At 56.0% G+C, this 21,002-nt stretch carries 21 protein-coding genes; 8 read left to right on the plus strand and 13 right to left on the minus strand.

Annotated elements, in window-relative coordinates; all coding sequences use genetic code 11:
- The first annotated feature begins 11 nt into the window (after positions 1-11).
- From tdcD to C5687_RS11425, 5 genes are all read left to right on the plus strand, one after another.
- Positions 12-1,220 (plus strand): propionate kinase, encoded by a 1,209-nt coding sequence (gene tdcD, locus C5687_RS11405; RefSeq protein WP_104556964.1) that lies wholly within the window; start codon positions 12-14, stop codon positions 1,218-1,220.
- 15 nt (positions 1,221-1,235) lie between these two features.
- Positions 1,236-3,530: a formate C-acetyltransferase gene (gene pflB / locus C5687_RS11410; protein WP_104556965.1), complete on the plus strand. Its 2,295-nt coding sequence runs from the start codon at positions 1,236-1,238 to the stop codon at positions 3,528-3,530.
- A 153-nt stretch (positions 3,531-3,683) separates the two neighbouring features.
- Positions 3,684-4,094, plus strand: coding sequence for a Spy/CpxP family protein refolding chaperone (locus tag C5687_RS11415; RefSeq protein ID WP_104556966.1), 411 nt, complete (start codon positions 3,684-3,686; stop codon positions 4,092-4,094).
- 261 nt (positions 4,095-4,355) lie between these two features.
- Positions 4,356-5,687 (plus strand): SLC5/6 family protein, encoded by a 1,332-nt coding sequence (locus C5687_RS11420; RefSeq protein WP_104556967.1) that lies wholly within the window; start codon positions 4,356-4,358, stop codon positions 5,685-5,687.
- Between the two features lie 20 nt (positions 5,688-5,707).
- Positions 5,708-7,012 carry an L-cysteine desulfidase family protein gene (locus C5687_RS11425; RefSeq protein ID WP_104556968.1) on the plus strand — a complete coding sequence of 435 codons (1,305 nt, stop codon included), beginning with the start codon at positions 5,708-5,710 and terminating at the stop codon, positions 7,010-7,012.
- Positions 7,013-7,050: 38 nt separating this feature from the next.
- On the opposite strand, the gene C5687_RS11430 is transcribed toward C5687_RS11425, so the two are convergent.
- Positions 7,051-7,752, minus strand: coding sequence for a pirin family protein (locus C5687_RS11430; RefSeq protein ID WP_023309295.1), 702 nt, complete (start codon positions 7,750-7,752; stop codon positions 7,051-7,053).
- A 103-nt stretch (positions 7,753-7,855) separates the two neighbouring features.
- Here C5687_RS11430 and C5687_RS11435 point away from each other — a divergent pair, with 103 nt between their 5' ends.
- On the plus strand, positions 7,856-8,758 hold the full coding sequence (locus C5687_RS11435; protein ID WP_025759871.1) for a LysR family transcriptional regulator: 903 nt from the start codon (positions 7,856-7,858) through the stop codon (positions 8,756-8,758).
- A 40-nt stretch (positions 8,759-8,798) separates the two neighbouring features.
- On the opposite strand, the gene C5687_RS11440 is transcribed toward C5687_RS11435, so the two are convergent.
- From C5687_RS11440 to C5687_RS11490, 11 genes are all read right to left on the minus strand, one after another.
- Positions 8,799-9,164, minus strand: a complete 366-nt coding sequence (locus tag C5687_RS11440; protein WP_025759870.1) for a DUF805 domain-containing protein — start codon at positions 9,162-9,164, stop codon at positions 8,799-8,801.
- Positions 9,165-9,270: 106 nt separating this feature from the next.
- Positions 9,271-10,257: a glutathione S-transferase family protein gene (locus C5687_RS11445; RefSeq protein WP_047959515.1), complete on the minus strand. Its 987-nt coding sequence runs from the start codon at positions 10,255-10,257 to the stop codon at positions 9,271-9,273.
- 72 nt (positions 10,258-10,329) lie between these two features.
- Complete coding sequence (locus C5687_RS11450; RefSeq protein ID WP_023309292.1) at positions 10,330-10,722, minus strand: DoxX family protein; 393 nt, start codon at positions 10,720-10,722, stop codon at positions 10,330-10,332.
- 252 nt (positions 10,723-10,974) lie between these two features.
- Positions 10,975-11,271 (minus strand): YqjK-like family protein, encoded by a 297-nt coding sequence (locus C5687_RS11455; protein ID WP_008503139.1) that lies wholly within the window; start codon positions 11,269-11,271, stop codon positions 10,975-10,977.
- Complete coding sequence (locus tag C5687_RS11460; RefSeq protein ID WP_025759867.1) at positions 11,268-11,666, minus strand: phage holin family protein; 399 nt, start codon at positions 11,664-11,666, stop codon at positions 11,268-11,270. The genes C5687_RS11455 and C5687_RS11460 overlap by 4 nt, the downstream gene beginning before the upstream one ends.
- Before the next feature lies 1 nt (position 11,667).
- Entirely contained in the window at positions 11,668-11,973 is a 306-nt protein-coding gene (locus C5687_RS11465) for an ElaB/YgaM/YqjD family protein (RefSeq protein ID WP_008503141.1), read from the minus strand.
- 29 nt (positions 11,974-12,002) lie between these two features.
- Positions 12,003-12,371, minus strand: a complete 369-nt coding sequence (locus C5687_RS11470) for a DUF1090 domain-containing protein (RefSeq protein WP_025759866.1) — start codon at positions 12,369-12,371, stop codon at positions 12,003-12,005.
- 143 nt (positions 12,372-12,514) lie between these two features.
- A complete protein-coding gene (gene mzrA, locus C5687_RS11475; protein ID WP_059386481.1) occupies positions 12,515-12,898 on the minus strand; it encodes an EnvZ/OmpR regulon moderator MzrA in 384 nt (127 codons plus the stop codon).
- A 2-nt stretch (positions 12,899-12,900) separates the two neighbouring features.
- Positions 12,901-13,563, minus strand: a complete 663-nt coding sequence (gene yqjA / locus C5687_RS11480) for a DedA family general envelope maintenance protein YqjA (protein WP_045286330.1) — start codon at positions 13,561-13,563, stop codon at positions 12,901-12,903.
- Positions 13,564-13,907: 344 nt separating this feature from the next.
- Positions 13,908-14,684, minus strand: a complete 777-nt coding sequence (gene exuR, locus C5687_RS11485; protein ID WP_025759862.1) for a transcriptional regulator ExuR — start codon at positions 14,682-14,684, stop codon at positions 13,908-13,910.
- A 133-nt stretch (positions 14,685-14,817) separates the two neighbouring features.
- Positions 14,818-16,116 carry an MFS transporter gene (locus tag C5687_RS11490; RefSeq protein WP_025759860.1) on the minus strand — a complete coding sequence of 433 codons (1,299 nt, stop codon included), beginning with the start codon at positions 16,114-16,116 and terminating at the stop codon, positions 14,818-14,820.
- Between the two features lie 476 nt (positions 16,117-16,592).
- Between C5687_RS11490 and uxaC the strand changes: the two genes are divergently transcribed.
- Both uxaC and C5687_RS11505 read left to right on the plus strand, forming a co-directional pair.
- A complete protein-coding gene (gene uxaC / locus C5687_RS11500) occupies positions 16,593-18,005 on the plus strand; it encodes a glucuronate isomerase (protein ID WP_104556969.1) in 1,413 nt (470 codons plus the stop codon).
- 17 nt (positions 18,006-18,022) lie between these two features.
- The gene (locus C5687_RS11505; RefSeq protein WP_104556970.1) at positions 18,023-19,510 is read left to right on the plus strand and encodes a UxaA family hydrolase; all 1,488 of its coding nucleotides are present in this window, start codon (positions 18,023-18,025) and stop codon (positions 19,508-19,510) included.
- Positions 19,511-19,602: 92 nt separating this feature from the next.
- Here C5687_RS11505 and sstT read toward each other — a convergent pair whose 3' ends face one another.
- Positions 19,603-20,844, minus strand: a complete 1,242-nt coding sequence (sstT, locus tag C5687_RS11510; RefSeq protein WP_045286328.1) for a serine/threonine transporter SstT — start codon at positions 20,842-20,844, stop codon at positions 19,603-19,605.
- Positions 20,845-21,002 lie beyond the last annotated feature (158 nt).

Consider the following 21,002-nt stretch of genomic DNA (forward strand, 5'->3'; position numbering starts at 1 on the left):
GGAGCCACACCATGATTGAGTTTCCGGTAGTACTGGTTATTAACTGCGGTTCGTCCTCTGTTAAGTTTTCGGTGATCGATGCCAGCGCCTGTGACGCCCTGATGACGGGCATTGCAGACGGCATCAACACGGATAACGCCTTTATTTCCGTAAACGGGGGTGAGCCAGCCAGACTGGCTCACCATGACTACGAAGGGGCGCTGGCTGCCATCGCCCTGGAGCTGGAGAAGCGTAACCTGATGAGCAGCGTGGCCTTAATTGGCCATCGCATTGCTCACGGCGGCGACCTCTTCAGCGAGTCGACCCTGATTACGGAGGAGGTGATTGCGCAGATCCGTCAGGTTTCCCCGCTGGCGCCACTGCATAACTACGCCAACTTAAGCGGCGTGGAAGCCGCAGAGCGCCTCTTCCCTGGCGTGCAGCAGGTTGCGGTGTTCGATACCAGCTTCCATCAGACGCTGCCGCCGCAGGCGTATCTGTATGGCTTACCGTACCGCTATTTTGAAGCGTTGGGCGTGCGTCGCTACGGCTTCCACGGCACCTCTCACCGCTACGTGGCCGGGCGGGCGCAGGCGCTTCTCGGACTGTTCCCCGATGACAGCGGTCTGGTGATTGCCCACCTCGGTAACGGCGCCTCCATCTGCGCGGTGCGCAATGGCGAAAGCGTGGATACCTCCATGGGCATGACGCCGCTGGAAGGGCTGGTGATGGGCACACGCTGTGGCGACGTGGATTTTGGCGCCATGGCGTGGATTGCCCAGCAGACCGGCCAGTCGTTCGAGGATCTGGAGCGCGTGGTCAATAAAGAGTCCGGATTGCTGGGGATCTCCGGCCTCTCGTCTGACCTGCGTGCGCTGGAGAAGGCCTGGCACGCGGGTCATGAACGCGCGCAGCTGGCGATCCAGACTTTCGTTCACCGGATTGCGCGGCATATCGCCGGGCACGCGGCATCGCTGCACCGCCTGGACGGCGTGGTCTTTACCGGCGGTATCGGCGAAAACTCGACGCTTATCCGCGCGCTGGTGGCGGAACACCTGAAGGTCTTTGGCCTCATCCTCGACGACGTCAAAAATGGCCTGCCGGGCAGCGCGGGTGAGCGCGTGATCTCCACCGGGTCGTCCCGCGTAGCCTGCGCGGTTGTCCCTACCAACGAAGAAAAAATGATCGCACTGGATGCCCTCCGTCTTGGGAAGGTTACCCCGGCTGCGGCTTACGCCTGATAAAGCGAGAATAAGATGAAAGTAACAATCGATACGGGCGTCGCGCCCTACAGCGACGCATGGGCCGGGTTTCGCGGTGAAGAATGGAAAAACGCCGTCAACGTGCGCGATTTTATTCAGCATAACTACACCCCTTATGAAGGCGACGAAGCTTTCCTCGCGCAGGCGACGCCAGCAACGACGGCGCTGTGGCAGAAGGTAATGGTCGGCATTCGTCAGGAGAATGCCACCCACGCCCCGGTAGATTTTGACACCAATATCGCCACCACCATTACGGCTCACGGGCCGGGCTATATCGACCAGGATCTGGAGACGATCGTCGGTCTGCAAACCGATAAACCGCTTAAGCGCGCCCTGCATCCGTACGGCGGGATCAACATGATCCGCAGCTCGTTCGAAGCCTACGGGCGGGAGATGGATCCGCAGTTCGAATACCTGTTTACCGACCTGCGTAAAACCCATAACCAGGGCGTATTTGACGTCTACTCGCCGGAGATGATGCGCTGCCGTAAATCCGGGGTGCTGACCGGGCTGCCAGACGGCTACGGGCGCGGACGCATCATTGGCGATTACCGCCGCGTGGCGCTGTACGGCATCAGCTATCTGATGCGCGAGCGTGAACTGCAGTTTGCCGATCTCCAGCCGAGACTGGAACGTGGTGAAGATCTTGAGGCGACGATCCGCCTGCGTGAGGAGCTGGCGGAACACAAACGTGCGCTGCTGCAGATCCAGCAGATGGCGGCAAACTATGGCTTTGATATTTCACGTCCGGCGATAAACGCCCAGGAAGCGGTGCAGTGGGTCTATTTTGCCTACCTGGCGGCGGTGAAATCCCAGAACGGCGGGGCGATGTCGCTGGGTCGCACGGCCTCGTTCCTCGATATTTACATTGAGCGCGACATGCAGGCCGGGCGGCTGAATGAAGTCCAGGCGCAGGAGCTGATCGACCACTTCATTATGAAGATCCGCATGGTGCGCTTCCTGCGCACGCCGGAGTTCGACACGCTTTTCTCCGGCGATCCGATCTGGGCGACGGAAGTGATCGGCGGGATGGGGCTGGACGGACGCACGCTGGTGACCAAAAACAGCTTCCGCTATCTGCATACGCTGCACACCATGGGGCCTGCGCCGGAGCCTAACCTGACGATCCTCTGGTCTGAACAACTGCCGATCGCGTTCAAGAAATATGCCGCTCAGGTATCGATCGTCACCTCATCGCTGCAGTATGAGAACGACGATCTGATGCGTGCCGACTTCAACAGCGACGACTACGTCATCGCCTGCTGCGTCAGCCCGATGGTGATCGGCAAGCAGATGCAGTTCTTCGGTGCCCGCGCCAACCTCGCCAAAACGCTGCTGTACGCGATCAACGGCGGGATGGATGAGAAGCTGAAGATCCAGGTCGGCCCGAAAACCGCGCCGCTGCTGGATGAGGTTCTGGACTACGACACCGTGATGGCGAGCCTCGATCACTTTATGGACTGGCTGGCGGTGCAGTACATCAGCGCGCTGAATCTCATTCACTACATGCACGACAAGTACAGCTACGAAGCCTCGCTGATGGCGCTGCACGACCGGGACGTTTACCGTACCATGGCCTGCGGTATTGCTGGCCTGTCGGTGGCGGCGGATTCCCTGTCCGCTATTAAATATGCCACGGTGAAACCGGTGCGCGACCACACCGGTCTGGCGGTCGATTTTGTAATAGAAGGAGATTACCCGCAGTACGGCAACAACGATGACCGCGTGGACAGCATTGCCTGTGACCTGGTGGAGCGCTTTATGAAGAAAATTCAGGCACTGCCAACCTACCGCAACGCGGTACCGACTCAGTCGATCCTGACTATTACTTCCAACGTGGTTTACGGTCAGAAGACCGGCAACACGCCGGACGGACGCCGCGGCGGCACGCCGTTTGCGCCAGGCGCGAACCCGATGCACGGTCGCGACAGAAAAGGGGCCGTGGCTTCGTTAACCTCGGTCGCTAAGCTGCCGTTCACCTATGCCAAAGATGGGATCTCTTACACCTTCTCCATCGTGCCGCAGGCGCTCGGTAAAGATGAGATGGTGCGCAAAACCAATCTGGTGGGGCTGCTGGACGGCTACTTCCATCATGAAGCGGCCATTGAGGGCGGGCAGCATCTGAACGTCAACGTCATGAATCGGGAGATGTTGCTGGATGCCATTGCGCATCCGGAGAATTATCCGAACCTGACGATCCGCGTTTCAGGCTATGCGGTGCGGTTTAATGCCCTGACGCGTGAGCAGCAGCAGGATGTAATCTCCAGGACGTTTACGCAATCCATCTGACGCAAGTCAGTCCTGATGCCCCCTCACCGCAGGGGGCATTTTTTTGGCCCGCTTAACATACAAAATTGTTTATATAATTACTCACACATATTCATCCGTTCTTGAAAAACAATACGCCTGCTTTTTCCTATAACAGATTGTAAGGACTGTAAGATGATGAAAATGACCCGCATTGCGTTGGCAGCTGCTTCACTGGTGGTGTGCAGTTTTACGGCGCAGGCCGCTAACGTTGAGGCTGCCCCGTCGCCCTCGCAGGACCCGCTGGTACAGCACCTGAAGCTCAGCAACGAACAGGTTAAGAAGATTGAAGATCTGCATAAGCAGCTGGAAGAAAATGTCAGCAAGATCCCGATGACGGGCGTGAAGGACGGTGCGCTGATCGACATGTTCCAGGCAGGTAAATGGGACGAAAGCACAGTGAAAAGCCAGCTTACCGCATTCAGCAAAATTGAAGAGCAGACCCGTTATTACCGCGTGAAATATTACTTCGACGTCAGCCAGGTATTGACGCCGGAGCAACGCAAGCAGATCAGAACCGATATGGCTAACGCGATGGCGGAGTGATTTCCTACCCGCGCATGGCGCGGGTATTTATTTCTTGATCGTCATCACTTTTAGAAAACTGGCTTTGAATATCCTCCTTCAGAAGCAAAATTTCCTCCCGACAAAGAATATCCTTATTAATGTTGTGACCTTTTTCTCCCGCGCTCCGGATATGATCTTCCCACACCAATAACACACACCTGCAACCCTCTGAATCGCAATCGCTGGCGATCGGAAACCTATAAAAACAAATGTTTACCCTACAAAATAAGCGAGTGCCCAATGGATACGGCAACAAACAGCAGTGTGATTGTGAATGATTCCCCCGCGGCAAGGCGTGCGGGAATGAGCGAAAGCGAGTGGCAAGCGGCAATTAAATTCGACTGCACCGATACGGGCTGGGTCATCATGAGTATCGGGATGGCTATCGGCGCGGGGATTGTTTTTCTCCCAGTGCAGGTAGGACTCATGGGGCTGTGGGTCTTTTTACTCTCGTCCATAATCGGTTATCCGGCCATGTATTTATTCCAGCGTCTGTTTATTAATACCCTTGCGGAATCACCGGAATGCAAAGACTACCCGAGCGTCATTAGCGGTTATTTAGGCAAGAACTGGGGTATTTTATTAGGTGCGCTCTATTTCGTGATGCTGGTGATCTGGATGTTTGTCTATTCCACCGCCATTACCAACGACAGCGCATCGTATTTGCATACCTTCGGTGTGACCGACCATTTGCTCTCTGAAAATCCATTCTACGGGTTATTCCTGATTTGTATTCTGGTGGCCATCTCTTCACGGGGGGAAAAGCTGCTGTTTAAAGTCTCCAGCCTGATGGTGTTGACCAAATTATTCGTGGTCGCGGCGCTGGGAGTGTCGATGATAGGTCTGTGGCATTTAGCCAACGTAGGCATGCTGCCGCCCGTAGGGCTGCTGGTTAAAAACGCCATCATCACGTTGCCCTTTACCTTAACCTCCATTCTGTTTATTCAGACCTTGAGCCCGATGGTGATCTCATACCGTTCACGGGAAAAATCCGTGGAGGTGGCGCGTCATAAAGCGCTGCGGGCAATGAACATTGCCTTTGGTATGCTGTTTGTAACGGTCTTCTTCTATGCAGTCTCCTTTACGCTGGCGATGGGGCACGATGAGGCGGTCAAAGCCTATGAACAGAATATCTCTGCCCTGGCGATAGCGGCGCAGTTTATCAGCGGCGACGGCGCGGGCTGGGTCAAAATCGTCAGCGTGGTCCTGAATATCTTTGCCGTCATGACCGCATTCTTCGGCGTCTACCTCGGTTTTCGCGAGGCCACGCAGGGTATCATCATGAATATCCTGCGCCGCAAAATGCCGGCAGAGAAAATCAATGAGAACGCCGTCCAGCGCGGGATTATGCTGTTCGCCATCCTGCTGGCCTGGAGCGCGATTGTATTAAATGCGCCGGTGTTGAGCTTCACGTCTATTTGCAGCCCCATTTTTGGCATGGTGGGCTGCCTGATCCCCGCATGGCTGGTCTGTAAGGTCCCGGCACTGCACAAATATAAAGGCGTTTCGCTGGTGATTATTGTTATCACCGGGCTGCTGCTTTGTGTTTCTCCTTTCCTCGCCTTCTCCTGAGGATTATTAAGGTCGTAACGATGTCTGAGCAAACTTATCCTTTATGGAATCAATTTATTCGCGCAGTGCAGGAAGAAGTTAAACCCGCACTTGGATGTACCGAACCCGTCTCTCTGGCGCTGGCCTGCGCGATGGCCGCAGACCTTCTGCCGGGTGATGTCACACAGATTGAGGCGTGGGTCTCGCCGAACCTGATGAAAAACGGGCTTGGCGTGACGGTGCCGGGAACCGGCATGGTCGGGTTACCGATTGCGGCAGCGTTGGGCGCGATTGGCGGTAACGCACACGCCGGGCTGGAGGTGTTAAAAGACGCGTCAGCCGGGGCGCTGGTACAGGCCAAATCGCTGCTGAACTCAGGTAAGGTCCAGGTGAAACTGCAGGAGCCGTGCGATGAAATCCTCTACTCGCGCGCTCGGGTATATGCCGGAGATACCTCGGCAATGGTGACCATCGCCGGTGGGCATACCCGGGTGGTGGAAGTGGTTTATCAGGGCGAAACACGCTTTGCGCTTGAGGAGCAACAGGGCGAAGAGAATGACGATTCGCTGGCGGTGCTGACAAACGCCACGCTGTCGCAGATCCTGGAGTTTGTCGAGCAGGTGCCGTTTGAGGCGATCCGTTTTATTCTGGAAGCAGGGCAGCTAAACGATGCGCTCTCCCGGGAAGGGCTCAGCGGGAGGTGGGGGCTGCACATTGGTGCCACGCTGAATAAGCAGCGTGCGCGCGGATGGCTGGCGCAGGATCTGGGTTCAGACATTGTTATTCGCACCAGTGCGGCCTCGGACGCCCGCATGGGCGGCGCGACGCTGCCGGCGATGAGCAATTCGGGTTCCGGCAATCAGGGCATTACCGCCACCATGCCGGTGGTGGTGGTCGCTGAGCACGTTCAGGCCGACGACGAACGGCTGGCGCGGGCGCTGATGCTGTCTCATCTTTCCGCTATTTATATTCACGCCCAGCTTCCGCGTTTGTCGGCGCTGTGTGCGGCAACAACGGCGGCTATGGGGGCGTCGGCGGGTATGGCGTGGTTGATGGGCGGCAGTTATCAGACGATTGCGATGGCCATCAGCAGCATGATCGGCGACGTCAGCGGGATGATTTGCGACGGCGCTTCAAACAGCTGTGCCATGAAGGTCTCTACCAGCGTGGCAAGTGCGTGGAAAGCGGTGATGATGGCGCTGGATGATTCGGCTGTGACGGGCAACGAAGGCATTGTGGCGCACGATGTGGAGCAATCGATCGCGAATCTGTGCGCGCTCGCGTGCCGTTCGATGCAGGCCACGGACCGGCAGATAATTGAGATTATGGCGAGTAAGGTGTTATGAACTTCCCCCCTCATCCCTCTGGGGAGAGGGGGAATATCTTACACTGGCAAATCAATCAGCAGCGCGCGCAGCGGCGTATCCGCCACCAGCGTGATATTCGCTTCATCACGAATAAACGCCCCGTCACCGCAGGTGAGCGCTTCCTTCTCTTCCGTATGCGTTACCGCATGCACCGTGCCGTGAATCGACTGCAGATAGGCGCGCGGACCGTGAAGCTGGAAGCTCGCCTGTTCACCTTTCTTCAGTTCGATATGGTGCAGCCACACCTGCTGACGCAGCTGCAGGCTACCTTTGCTGCCGTCAGGCGATGCAATCAGCTGCTGCTTATCGCCCGTCAGGTCTAGCTTTTGTACCAGCGGGTTTTCCCGCTCAGGGCAGGCGTCAAGCCACAGCTGCATGCGGGTCAGCGTTTTGTCTTTGCTGAGGTTATGCTCGCTGTAGCTGATGCCCGGCTGTGTGGAAATTAATAACGCTTCGCCAGCCTTCGCCTGGACATGATTGCCCTCGCTATCGCGGTATTCTGCCTCGCCTTCCAGGATCAGGTTCAGGATATCGACTTTCGGGTACGTACGCGGCTGGAAGGAGGCGCCCGGGGCGAGCACTTCCTGATTTAACACGCGTAGTGATGCGTAACCGAGGAGTTTAGGGTCAAAGTAGTGTCCAAAGGAAAAGGTGTAGCGGGCCTGCAGCCAACCGAAATCGGCTTGTCCGCACTGTTTAGCTGTTCTTGTCGTAATCATAAACTGACCTCTCTTTACACTAAAACAATGGTAAAGGTATGGACGCTGCATTGTTAGCCAGATATTCTGCCGGGTATGTTCAAATTTCCTGAATGAGAACGAGATGGCTAAAGAGAGAGCATTGACGCTTGAGGCGCTTCGCGTCATGGACGCAATCGACCGGCGCGGCAGTTTTGCGGCGGCGGCAGATGAGCTGGGGCGCGTTCCGTCTGCGCTGAGCTACACCATGCAAAAGCTGGAGGAAGAGCTGGACGTGGTGCTGTTTGACCGCTCCGGTCATCGAACAAAATTCACCAACGTCGGGCGGATGCTGCTGGAGCGCGGCCGCGTGCTGCTGGAAGCGGCGGATAAGCTCACGACGGACGCCGAAGCACTGGCTCGTGGCTGGGAAACTCATCTGACGCTGGTGACGGAAGCCCTGGTGCCGACCGAATCGCTGTTCCCGCTGGTGGACCGTCTGGCGGCGAAGGCTAACACGCAGCTGTCGATCATCACTGAGGTGCTTGCAGGGGCGTGGGAGCGGCTGGAGACGGGCAGGGCGGACATCGTCATTGCGCCGGACATGCACTTCCGTTCCTCGTCGGAGATCAACTCGCGCAAGCTTTACAGCGTGATGAATGTCTACGTTGCCGCACCCAATCACCCGATTCACCAGGAGCCGGAACCACTCTCTGAAGTCACTCGCGTGAAGTATCGCGGCGTGGCGGTTGCGGATACCGCACGTGAACGTCCGGTTCTGACGGTACAGCTTCTGGATAAACAGCCGCGACTCACCGTTACGTCTCTGGAAGATAAGCGCCAGGCGCTGCTGGCAGGGTTAGGCGTGGCAACAATGCCATACCCGTTTGTGGAAAAAGATATTGCGGAAGGACGGTTGCGGGTCGTAAGCCCGGAATACACCAGCGAGGTGGATATCATTATGGCATGGCGTCGTGACAGCATGGGCGAAGCCAAGTCGTGGTGTTTGCGAGAAATTCCAAAGCTCTTTGCGCACCACAACAAATAAGCGTGTAGGCCCGGTAAGCGCAGCGCCACCGGGCTCTGATTTACACGCCGGCTTTCGGATCCGGACCAAAGCGGTTTTCGCCTGGGGTGCCGCTCTGGCAGTTGAAGATCAGAATCACGATCCAGCCCACAATCGGGATCAACAGCAGCAGTAGCCACCACGCCGAACGATCGGTATCGTGCAGCCGACGGAACAGTACCGCCCACGATGGCAGCAGGACTAACAGGCCATAGATGGTGGTCAGTACGCCTTCACCGCCAGCCCGCTCCCAGCCGAGAATTTTATCCACGATGCCCAGCACCATAATCAGGACGAAGTTCACCAGAACGAACATCCAGTACTCTTTGCGGCGGGCGCGGCCACCAAATCCAATGTAGTTGCGCAGTACTTTTAAATACCAGTCCATTTTCCTTGCCTCATTAGTCAGTCAATCACTTGTTTTCTAAGCGATCGAGGTAAGGATAGATGGAGATTGTGAATTAAAAAAGGGCATCCATTGATGCCCTTAATATTTATCCAAAACGCACATCGCGCCCGTGCGGTTCATCCAGGTCCTGCCACGGCCCAATGGAGATAATGCCAGTTGGGTTAATGGTCTTGTGGCTGCGGAAATAGTGAGTGCGGATATGGTCGAAGTCGACCGTGTCGGCGATGCCCGGCATCTGGTAGATATCGCGCAGGAAACCATACAGGTTCAGATAGTCGCTGATGCGGTGCTTGTCGCACTTAAAGTGGGTGACGTAGACCGGATCAAAGCGAACCAGCGTCGTCCACAGGCGGATATCCGCTTCCGTCAGACGATCGCCCGTCAGGTAGCGGTGCTGGCCGAGGATCTGCTCCAGACGCTCAAGAGATTCAAAGACTTTTCCGACCGCTTCGTCATACGCTTCCTGGCTGGTGGCAAAGCCGGCCTTGTAGACACCGTTGTTGACGTTGTCGTAAATCCAGCTGTTCAGCTCATCAATTTTATCGCGCAGCTCAACCGGATAGTAATCCCCGGCGCGGGCACCGTGGGCGTCAAACGCGGTATTGAACATGCGGATGATTTCCGCAGACTCATTGCTGACAATCGTCTGGTTTTTCTTGTCCCACAGCACCGGCACGGTCACGCGCCCGGTGTAGTGCGGGTCGGCCCGCAGGTAGAGCTGGTAAAGGAAATCATGGTGGTATAGATCGTCGCCTGTCGCTGCAGGGAAGTCACTGTCAAACGTCCAGCCGTTTTCCAGCATCAGCGGGTTCACCACGGAAACCGGAATTAAGGATTCAAGACCTTTGAGCTTGCGCACAATCAATGTGCGGTGCGCCCACGGACAGGCAAGGGAGACATAAAGATGATAACGATCTTTCTCGGCCGCAAAGCCGCCTTCGCCACTTGGGCCGGGAGCACCGTCGGCGGTGAGCCAGTTACGGAAGGCCGAAACAGAGCGCTTAAAGCGTCCACCGGTGGATTTGGTGTCATACCAGACATCCTGCCAGACGCCGTCTACGAGTTGTCCCATTCTTTTCTCCTCCGTCAGATAGCAAAAGCGAGGAGAGATCTCCTCGCTTTGTGTTCATTCAGTATAGCGTGCTTACCATTTCTTATTCAGAACGCGGTCGATGCTGTATGCACCCGGGCCAGTGACGGCCAGCAGCAGGAAGCCACCCGCGATGGTCAGGTTTTTCATGAACATCAGAGAGTTCACGCCTTCCGCAAAGTTGCTGTGGAAGATAAACGCGGTCAGCACGGTGAAGCCCGCGGTAAACAGCGCGGTGGTACGGGTCAGGAAGCCGAACAGTACCGCCAGGCCGCCGCCGAACTCAAGAAGAATAGTCAGTGGCAACAGGAACCCCGGAACGCCCATGGCTTCCATATACTGCTGGGTACCCGCATAACCGGTGATTTTGCCCCAACCTGCCACGATGAACAGAATTGGCATCAGAATACGTGCAACTAGTACACCAACATCTTCTAATTTTTTCATTTTACTCTCCAGGAAACCACATCAGCGGTTGAACTTTATTTGTCTGCAATTCCGGGTAGATACCGCGGTATTGCTGTCGATGGAGAGCATCATAAACGTGACGGTTGGCGATTGTTAGCAAGGAAAACTGTCAATCTTTTTCAAAGATATTGAGTAAGGGAGCGTGCGCGCTGGAGCCCTCACCCCAACCCTCTCCCACAGGGAGAGGGCGCAAAACAAAAAACGGTAACCAGGGTTACCGTTTTGCTTTTATCACCGCAGCTGCTGCTGACGAATCGTGGCTTTCACCAGACGCCAGGCGCTCCAGGCGCCAAAGCCACGCCGCGCCCAGCGGATCAGCATATTCGGATGACGAACCGTCCAGATAGCCATCACGCTACTGCCGACCAGAGCCCAGGAACGCAGGCTCAGGAAGGTGTTCCAGCCACGATCAAAGCGTCGCGTCGCATCAATCCAGTCGCGACGGCTGGCAGACAGATCCAGCCGTTGCTGCTGGATCTGGCTTAACAGATACGCTTTGCGCTTCTGACGTTCGGCTTTACCGCTCACGGCTTGTCATCCTCCAGCAGGGCGCGATCGTTAGCCAGCTCCTGACGCGTATGGCGCAGGAAAGTGGACTGGCGTGCTTTACGCAGCGTCCAGATCCCGCCAATCAGCGCCGCAACCAGCAGCACGACGGTGGTGGCAATCATCGCGTTAAGACGATACTGCGGGTCAATGGCCCAGATGATTAACACCATCAGGCTCATCAGACCAAACGCGGCGAAGAGCATGGTCAGGCCCAGCATCAGCAGCATCTGGAAGAGGTTCGCTTTCTCCTCTTCCAGCTCTACCACTGCCAGCCGGACGCGCGTTTCGGCAATGCCAACCAGCGTTGTTAAAATACGCTGGCCGATACCGAGGACGTTATTAGCAGGCCCTTGTGCGTGACGAGGATCTTCCATATCAACGACGCGTCAGAAGGACACCCAGTACCACACCGACTGCGGCACCAATCCCGACACCCGTCCATGGATTATCACGCACGTATTCGTCAGCACGGGCAGCCGCTTCGCGGGTCTGTTTTGCCAGTGCATCACCGGTTTCACCCAGGCGATAGCGGCTCTCTTTGAGTGCCTGCTCCGCTTTGCTACGCAGTTTGCTGACCTCTTCCTTTGACTTGTCAGCAGAGGAGTTCAGCACCTCTTCCAGGGTATCGGCCAGGGATTTCAGTTCAGCGCGCAGATGTTCAGACGTCGTATCTTTTGACATGATTCTCTCCTGTTGAGATTTCCGTTAACTCAATAATCGCGAGCTTCCAGCGCTTTCAGGTCGTCCTGCGCTTCTTTCAGCTTCTTCTCGCGCTTAGCAATTTTTTCCGCATCGCCTTTCTCTTTCGCTTCCTGCAGGTCGCGACGGCGTTCGGCTATCTCGTCCTTCTGTTCAGCGATTTTTTTCTGGTGATCGGCACGAAGCTTGCTGTCTGTACAGTTCGCTTTCACTTCGCTCAGCGCTTTTTTAAGACCATCAACACGGTGCTGATTGTTATGCTTTTCGGCATAGCCGATCTCACGCTGAATATCCTGTTCTTTCTCCTGACAGAGAGAGTTTGCAAAGGATGCTGTGCTCAAAGAAAAAAGGGCCAGAGCCAGGGTCATGCGGAATTTCATTATCGAAACCTTCCATTGTGTTACGGCGTAAGCCGCGTTCCAGACTAATGCGGAGTACATTCGAGGGGTGCTCCGCGTACTTAAGCATAGTAAGTAAACGGGGGATTCACCAAAGTGGGTGAAAAGATTCGGAATCCTGGTAATTATCCGAACCGATGCGACGTATCGCGAATCAAGGACAGCCAGGCAGCAGGCTGGCTGTCATCTTCCTGCTGAGCGATGATATACCCGTGCGGCAGCGTACGGTCGAGAACCACTTTCGCGGCGGCACTTTGCGCACGGGAATCAAACTTAATCAGTAAAACGTCGTCCTGCGGGGTGATGCTCTTAAAGCGGATCCCGTTCGCATCAAGATGATGCCAGACAGAAAAGCCGTCAGGTACGCTCGCCCCCTGGTTTATCGGGCGAATGGCCAGCGTCGATTCCTGATGCGAAAGCGCACTCCAGGCCAGCAGCAGGGCGCTGATGACCACCAGGGCAATCGCGGTACAGGCAAAGCGGCGCAGGGCGAGCGGCGAGATAACCATCGTTAGCCTCTGGCTCCGTATTTCTTTTTCCACAGGACGACCAGCGAGCCAATCAGGCCGAAGACCAGCAGAACAACGGGCAGCAGCATCAGGCAAGACATCAGCTGGTCCTCATATTTCATGAAGACCGGGGTTTTACCCAGCGCATAGCCCAGTGTGGTCAGAATAAGCACCCACAGCAGGCCGCTCATCCAGTTAAAGAACTGGAAGCGTGTGCTGCTCAGCCCGGAGAGGCCAGCAATGGTCGGCAACAGGGTGCGGACAAAGGCGATAAAACGGCCTATCAGCAGCGCAGAAAGCCCGTGTTTATGGAACAGGTGGTGCGCCCGCTGATGATAGTGCGCAGGCAGATGCGAGAGCCAGTTCTGAACGATCCGGGTATTGCCCAGCCATCTGCCCTGGATGTAGCTCACCCAGCAGCCGAGACTCGCGGCGACGGTCAGTAACAGAATGGTTTGCGGAAATGCCATCGCCCCTTTGGCACACAGCACGCCGACAAGCACCAGTAAACTGTCACCGGGCAGGAAAGCAGCAGGCAGCAAACCGTTCTCAAGGAACAGGATCATAAACAAGACAAAATAGAGCATGCCAATCATGGAAGGGTTGGCCAGCGTTTCAAAATCCTGCGCCCAGAGGGCATGCAGTAGTTGGGTCAAAAGTTCCATTCAGTGTTCCTGGAAATCGGTTAACGTCACGCCTGTTATCCGGGACAAACAGCACGGCGACATTGTTGTGATTTCATTATGGTCGCTCGCGGACACATTGCGGTGTGGCCAACACTGTTCCCTGTTAATTGGCTGGTTAGCAAGCACTAACTTACAAAATAACGAAGTGAATCCAATTGTAACAAAGCCCAACGTTCTGCGTCACAGAATTTGCAGGGGCGAGTTGATTTTGGCGTAAGGCCAGGAAGTGAGCGAGGGGATTTACAAAGGCTGACACTATATATGTTTTGCTTACCCACTTAAGCCGGAAGGCGCAGCGAAGCGCCTGCCAGCAGAAAGGTCATCTATTTTGCGCCACTGGAGGCCGTATCAAGATGAACAACAGGATTATCGGCAAAAAGATAGCGGTCAGCGTTAAATTCGAAGTCGTCGCTGGTTTCATTGAACAGCATCTGCTTGGTGTTTTCCAGGTGCTGCCACATCGCCAGTTTAGCGGCATGAGGGTCTTTACGAATCAGCGCTTTAAGGATTTGATCGTGATCGTCACACCAGTTGTCGACGGTACGGGAATCGATATGGTCGTGCAGTTTTTTCCAGTACGGGTTGTGAACGCGCTGAGTCCACATTTTCTCAACGATTGCCGCCAGCGCCGTATTTTGCGTGGCCAGAGCCACCTGAACGTGGAACTGCAGATCCCACTCTGAATCGCGGAAACATTTTTCCTTGCGGGCATTCTCCTGGATTTCCATCAATTTCATGATGTCCTGCTTGGTCACCTGCGTCGCCGCAAATTCGGCAATATTGCTTTCGATCAGCTGGCGAGCCTGGAGCAGCTCAAACGGGCCATAGCTGGCGAATTCCAGACTTTCGTCCGCGACGGGGGAGTGTTTCGGCAGATTGGAAATCACGTGAATGCCGGAGCCTTTGCGTACCTCAACGTAGCCTTCCACTTCCAGCATGATAATCGCTTCGCGCACCACCGTGCGGCTGACGCTTTTTTCATCCGCGATAAAACGCTCGGCGGGAAGTTTGTCACCGACAAGATAGACCCCTTGCTCGATGCGATTTTTCAGCTCGGCAGCAAGTTGTTGATATAAACGACGTGGTTCGGTGATTTCCATATGCGCTCCAGGCAGGGTACGGCAGATGATTTGTTATACCACTTTTGCGTGCCACTCTCCAGATTTTGCCATTAAAAAAGCCGCCCGGAGGCGGCCTTTAAGACGTTTTGCCGGGTCACCCGGCACCGCAATGCTAACTTTGTGTGGCCGGTTTTCCGAGAGACTCTTTCGCCAGCTCTTCTGCCGATTTACTTTTCAGCACCGTCCAGATCACCACCGCGCCCATCAGGTCGAAGACCGCCAGTACCGCAAACAGCGGGCTGAAGCCGATGGTATCCGCCAGCGCGCCAACCACCAGCGCAAACATCGTACTTGCGGTCCAGGCGGCCATCCCGGTCAGACCGTTGGCGGTTGCCACTTCGTTACGACCAAAGACGTCAGAGGAGAGGGTGATCAGCGCGCCGGACAGCGACTGGTGCGCAAAACCGCCGATGCACAGCAGGGCGATAGCCACATACGGGCTGGTGAACAAGCCGATCATCCCCGGGCCAATCATCAACAACGCGCCCATGGTCACGACCATTTTACGGGAGACAATCAGGTTCACGCCAAACCAGCGCTGGAACAGCGGTGGCAGATAGCCGCCAACGATACAGCCCAGGTCTGCGAACAGCATTGGCATCCAGGCGAACATGGCAATCTCTTTCAGGTTAAAGCCGTAGACTTTAAACATGAACAGCGGGATCCAGGCGTTAAAGGTACCCCAGGCGGGTTCCGCGAGGAAACGCGGCAGGGCGATACCCCAGAACTGACGGGTGCCCAGGATCTGCCAGACGGTCATTTTCTTGCCGTTGTTGGTCTGATGCTGCGCTTCCTGACCACCAATGATGTAGTCACGCTCTTCGTCAGACAGTTTTTTCTGGTCACGCGGGTGCTTATAGAACAGCAGCCACGCTATTGCCCAGGCAAAGCTCAGCACGCCAGAGATGATAAACGCCATCTGCCAGCTGTGCATTACGATAGCCCACACCACCAGCGGCGGCGCAATCATCGCCCCGATGGACGAGCCCACGTTGAAATAACCGACCGCAATCGAACGCTCTTTTGCCGGGAACCACTCCGAGCTGGCTTTCAGCCCGGCAGGGATCATCGCGGCTTCCGCGGCACCCACCGCGCCGCGTGCCAGCGCCAGACCGCCCCAGCTGCCTGCCAGCGCCGTTGCCCCGCAGAACACCGCCCAGGCGATGGCGAAGAAGGCATAACCGATTTTGGTCCCGAGAATATCCAGCACATAGCCTGCCACCGGCTGCATGATGGTATACGCCGCAGAATAGGCGGCAATGATGTAGGAGTATTGCTGCGTGGAGATATGCAGCTCTTCCATCAACGTTGGCGCTGCTGCTGCCACGGTGTTACGCGTCAGGTAGCCCAGCACGGTGCCTAACGTCACCAGCGCGATCATATACCAACGTAACCCTTTAATTTTACGCATCTAAAACCTCATCGTTATGTTATTTCCGCGCCAGAGCACGGCAACCGCTCAACCGTTGCCGGGAGCCGTTGTGTAACGGGAGGGGCGTAGCCGGGAACAGCTCCCGGAACGGCCCGAACCTTGCCATAAGTAAGCGTGCATAAGTCGGTATCCGTACCGTTAAACCCGATGTCTCTCACACCGGTAATGCATTCCGTCGGCTAAGTGTTTGCGACGGCGAAAAGATAACTTGTCATACAACTTTAAAAGGTGAGTGACATCACAAATGTATGATTATTTGTGGGGACATTCGTCGCTGCGGGCAAAGCCAGTAATGGCGCGGCCTGCAGCAGGGTTTGTTCCAGTGAGGGGAATGAATTTGTTGGCGTTTATTGATCTCACTCACGAAAAAAGGTTCGGTGGGTGGAAATTGGTGTGATAACTTTGCAGCATATGAACATACGCTTTCTGACGCTCCCGTAATGAGGAAGACGATAATGACGCCGTTTATGACTGAAGATTTTCTGTTAGATACCGAATTTGCCCGCCGCCTGTACCACGACTACGCCAAAGACCAGCCAATTTTCGACTACCACTGCCATTTACCGCCGCAGCAGGTTGCCGAAAATTACCGTTTCAAAAACCTGTATGACATCTGGCTGAAAGGTGACCACTACAAATGGCGCGCTATGCGCACTAACGGCGTGGCTGAACGCCTGTGTACCGGCGATGCCACCGACCGCGAGAAGTTTGACGCCTGGGCGGCGACCGTTCCGCACACCATCGGCAACCCGTTATTCCACTGGACGCATCTTGAGCTTCGCCGTCCGTTTGGTATCACCGGAACACTGCTCTCTCCAGCGACCGCGGATGAGATCTGGGATCGGTGTAATGCGCTGCTGGCACAGGATAACTTCTCCGCGCGCGGCATCATGAAGCAGATGAACGTAAAAATGGTGGGCACCACCGACGATCCGATTGACGCTCTCGAGCACCATGCGGCCATCGCCAAAGACAGCGCGTTTGACATCAAAGTGCTGCCAAGCTGGCGCCCGGATAAAGCTTTTAATATCGAACAGGCCACATTTAAGGATTACATGGCGAAGCTGGCCGAGGTTTCTGATACCGACATCCGTCGTTTCGCAGACCTGCAAACCGCCCTGACCAAACGGCTGGATCACTTCGCGGCGCACGGCTGTAAAGTGTCTGACCATGCGCTGGATGTGGTGCTGTTCGCGGAATCAAACGAAGCCGAGCTGGACAGCATTCTGGCGCGTCGTCTTTCCGGTGAGTCCCTGAGCGAGCATGAAATGGCGCAGTTCAAAACGGCGGTACTGGTGTTCCTCGGCGCAGAATATGCCCGTCGCGGCTGGGTACAGCAGTACCATATCGGCGCGCTGCGCAATAACAACCAGCGCCAGTTTACGCTGCTGGGCGCGGATGTGGGCTTCGACTCCATCAACGACCGTCCGCTGGCTGAAGCGCTGTCTAAGCTGCTGAGCAAGCAGAACGAACAAAATCTGCTGCCAAAAACCATTCTCTATTGCCTGAACCCGCGCGATAACGAAGTGCTGGGCACCATGGTCGGCAACTTCCAGGGTGAAGGGATGCCGGGCAAGATGCAGTTCGGTTCCGGGTGGTGGTTCAACGACCAGAAAGACGGTATGGAGCGTCAGATGACGCAGCTGGCGCAGCTTGGCCTGTTAAGCCGCTTTGTCGGCATGCTGACCGACAGCCGCAGCTTCCTGTCCTATACCCGCCATGAATACTTCCGCCGCATCCTGTGCCAGATGATTGGCCGCTGGGTACACGCAGGCGAAGCGCCGGCGGATATCCAGCTGCTGGGCGAAATGGTGAAAAACATCTGCTTTAACAATGCGCGCGATTACTTCGCCATTGAACTGAACTAAGGCCGTTTGAGGTTGATATGCAATACATCAAAATCCATTCGCTGGATAACGTGGCCGTCGCGCTGACGGATCTCGCTGAAGGCGACGTGGTGACCGTTGATAACCAGAGCGTCACCCTGCGTCAGGCGATTGCTCGCGGACATAAGTTTGCCGTGAAGCCTCTCGCCAAAGGGGACAACGTCGTGAAGTACGGTCTGCCGATTGGGCATGCGTTAGCGGATATTGAGCCAGGTGAACATCTTCATTCCCACAATACCCGCACCAATCTTAGCGATCTGGACGAGTACAGCTATCAACCTGATATACCCGCAGAAAGCGTTCAGGCGGCGGATCGCGAGGTGCAGGTCTACCGTCGCGCCAATGGCGACGTGGGGATCCGCAACGAGCTGTGGATCCTCCCGACCGTCGGCTGCGTCAATGGGATTGCGCGTCAGATCCAGACGCGCTTTCTGAAAGAGACCAATAATGCCGAAGGCACTGACGGGGTGCATCTCTTCAGCCATACCTACGGCTGCTCCCAACTGGGTGACGACCATATCAATACCCGTACCATGCTGCAAAACATGGTGCGTCATCCGAATGCGGGTGCGGTGCTGGTGATCGGCCTCGGCTGCGAGAACAACCAGGTGGACGCCTTCCGCGAGACGCTGGGTGAGTTTGACCCTGAGCGCGTGCATTTTATGGTGTGTCAGCATCAGGATGACGAGGTGGAAGCGGGCATTGAGCAGCTTCATCAGCTTTATGAGGTGATGCGTCATGACAAGCGCGAGCCGGGCAAACTGAGCGAGCTGAAATTTGGTCTGGAATGCGGCGGGTCCGATGGCCTGTCCGGTATCACCGCCAACCCGATGCTGGGCCGTTTCTCGGACTACGTGATCGCCAACGGCGGCACGACGGTGCTGACCGAAGTGCCGGAGATGTTCGGTGCAGAGCGTATTCTGATGAGCCACTGCCGTGACGAAGCGACGTTTAAGAAGACCGTCACCATGGTGAATGACTTCAAACAGTACTTCATCGCCCATAACCAGCCGATTTATGAGAACCCGTCGCCGGGTAATAAAGCGGGCGGGATCACCACGCTTGAAGAGAAATCCCTCGGCTGCACCCAGAAAGCGGGCGCGAGCCAGGTCGTCGATGTGCTGCGCTACGGCGAGCGCCTGAAAACGCATGGTCTCAACCTGCTGAGCGCCCCCGGAAACGATGCGGTCGCCACCAGCGCACTGGCCGGCGCAGGCTGCCATATGGTGCTGTTCAGTACTGGCCGCGGCACGCCGTACGGCGGTTTTGTACCGACGGTGAAAATCGCCACCAACAGCGAGCTGGCGGCGAAGAAAAAACACTGGATCGACTTTGATGCCGGACAGCTGATTCACGGTAAAGCGATGCCTAAGCTACTGGCGGAGTTTGTGGACAGCATTGTGGAATTTGCTAACGGCAAGCAGACCTGTAACGAGAAGAACGATTTCCGCGAGCTGGCGATCTTTAAGAGTGGTGTGACGCTGTAATCGGTGCGGCCTGATGCCCTCACCCTGACCCTCTCCCACGGGGAGAGGGTACAAACACTAAAAACGGCAACCTCAGGGTTGCCGTTTTGCTGTTAACCTCGCAGGGCGTTCTTCGCTAAACGCGCGTCTTCCGCCTGACAGGCCGCCGCGGTAAACAGCACGTCGGTAGAGGAGTTCAGCGCGGTTTCGCAGGAGTCCTGCAGCACGCCGATGATAAAGCCGACGGCCACGACCTGCATGGCGATCTCGTTCGGAATACCGAACATATTGCACGCCAGCGGGATCAGCAGCAGCGAACCGCCCGCCACGCCGGATGCGCCACAGGCACACAGCGACGCCACGACGCTCAGCAGCAATGCGGTTGGCAGATCTACCGGAATACCCAGCGTATGCACCGCCGCCAGAGTCAGTACAGTGATCGTAATCGCCGCACCCGCCATATTCACGGTTGCGCCCAGCGGGATCGACACGGAATAGGTATCGCGGTCCAGGTTCAGCTTCTCCGCCAGCGCCATGTTCACCGGAATATTTGCCGCAGAGCTGCGGGTGAAGAAGGCATAGACGCCGCTCTCACGCAGGCAGGTCAGCACCAGCGGATACGGGTTGCGGCGGATCTGCCAGAACACCAGCAGCGGGTTGATCACCAGTGCCACCAGCAGCATACAGCCGATCAGCACAACCAGCAGCTGGGCATAGCCCCACAGCGCGTCAAAACCAGTGGTCGCCAGCGTGGAGGAGACCAGACCGAAAATCCCGACTGGCGCAAAGCGAATCACCAGTTTCACCATAAAGGTCACGGCGTTCGACAGATCGTTAACCAGATTTTTGGTGGTCTCATTACCGTGACGCAGCGCGAAGCCCAGACCAATCGCCCAGACCAGAATACCTATGTAGTTGCCGCTCATCAGCGCCGTGACAGGGTTAGAAACCATGCTCATCAGCAGACCGCGAAGCACTTCCACAATCCCGGATGGCGGCGTGATCTCACCGGCGGCGCTGGTCAGATGCAGCGTGGACGGGAACAGGAAGCTAAATACAACGGCTGTTAATGCCGCGGAGAAGGTTCCCAGAACATACAGGAACAGAATAGGGCGAATGTTGGTTTTTTGTCCGTGTTGATGGTTGGCGATAGATGCCATCACCAGCATCAGAACCAGCACCGGCGCGACGGCTTTCAGGGCGCCAACGAACAGTGTCCCGAGCAGCCCCGTAGCTTCCGCGGCAGGTTTTGAAACCATCGCCAGCAGAATACCCAGCACCAGCCCGACCAGAATTTGTTTTACGAGGCTGCCCTGCGCCAGGCGCGCGAACAGACCGCTAGATTGTGTGCTCATACGTTATTCCTGAGTGAAATTGCGTTCCATCCTGGATGTGCTCTAAGTCACATTTATGTCCGGATGTAAGAAAATGTTTGCCTGGTCGAGTATAGGGAATGCGCGAAAGGAGGGAAGCGTAAAATGCTGGATTTTACGTGTTGCGTCATGTTTTTTAA

It is taken from the genome of Enterobacter sichuanensis (genome assembly GCF_002939185.1).
Lineage (GTDB): Bacteria > Pseudomonadota > Gammaproteobacteria > Enterobacterales > Enterobacteriaceae > Enterobacter > Enterobacter sichuanensis.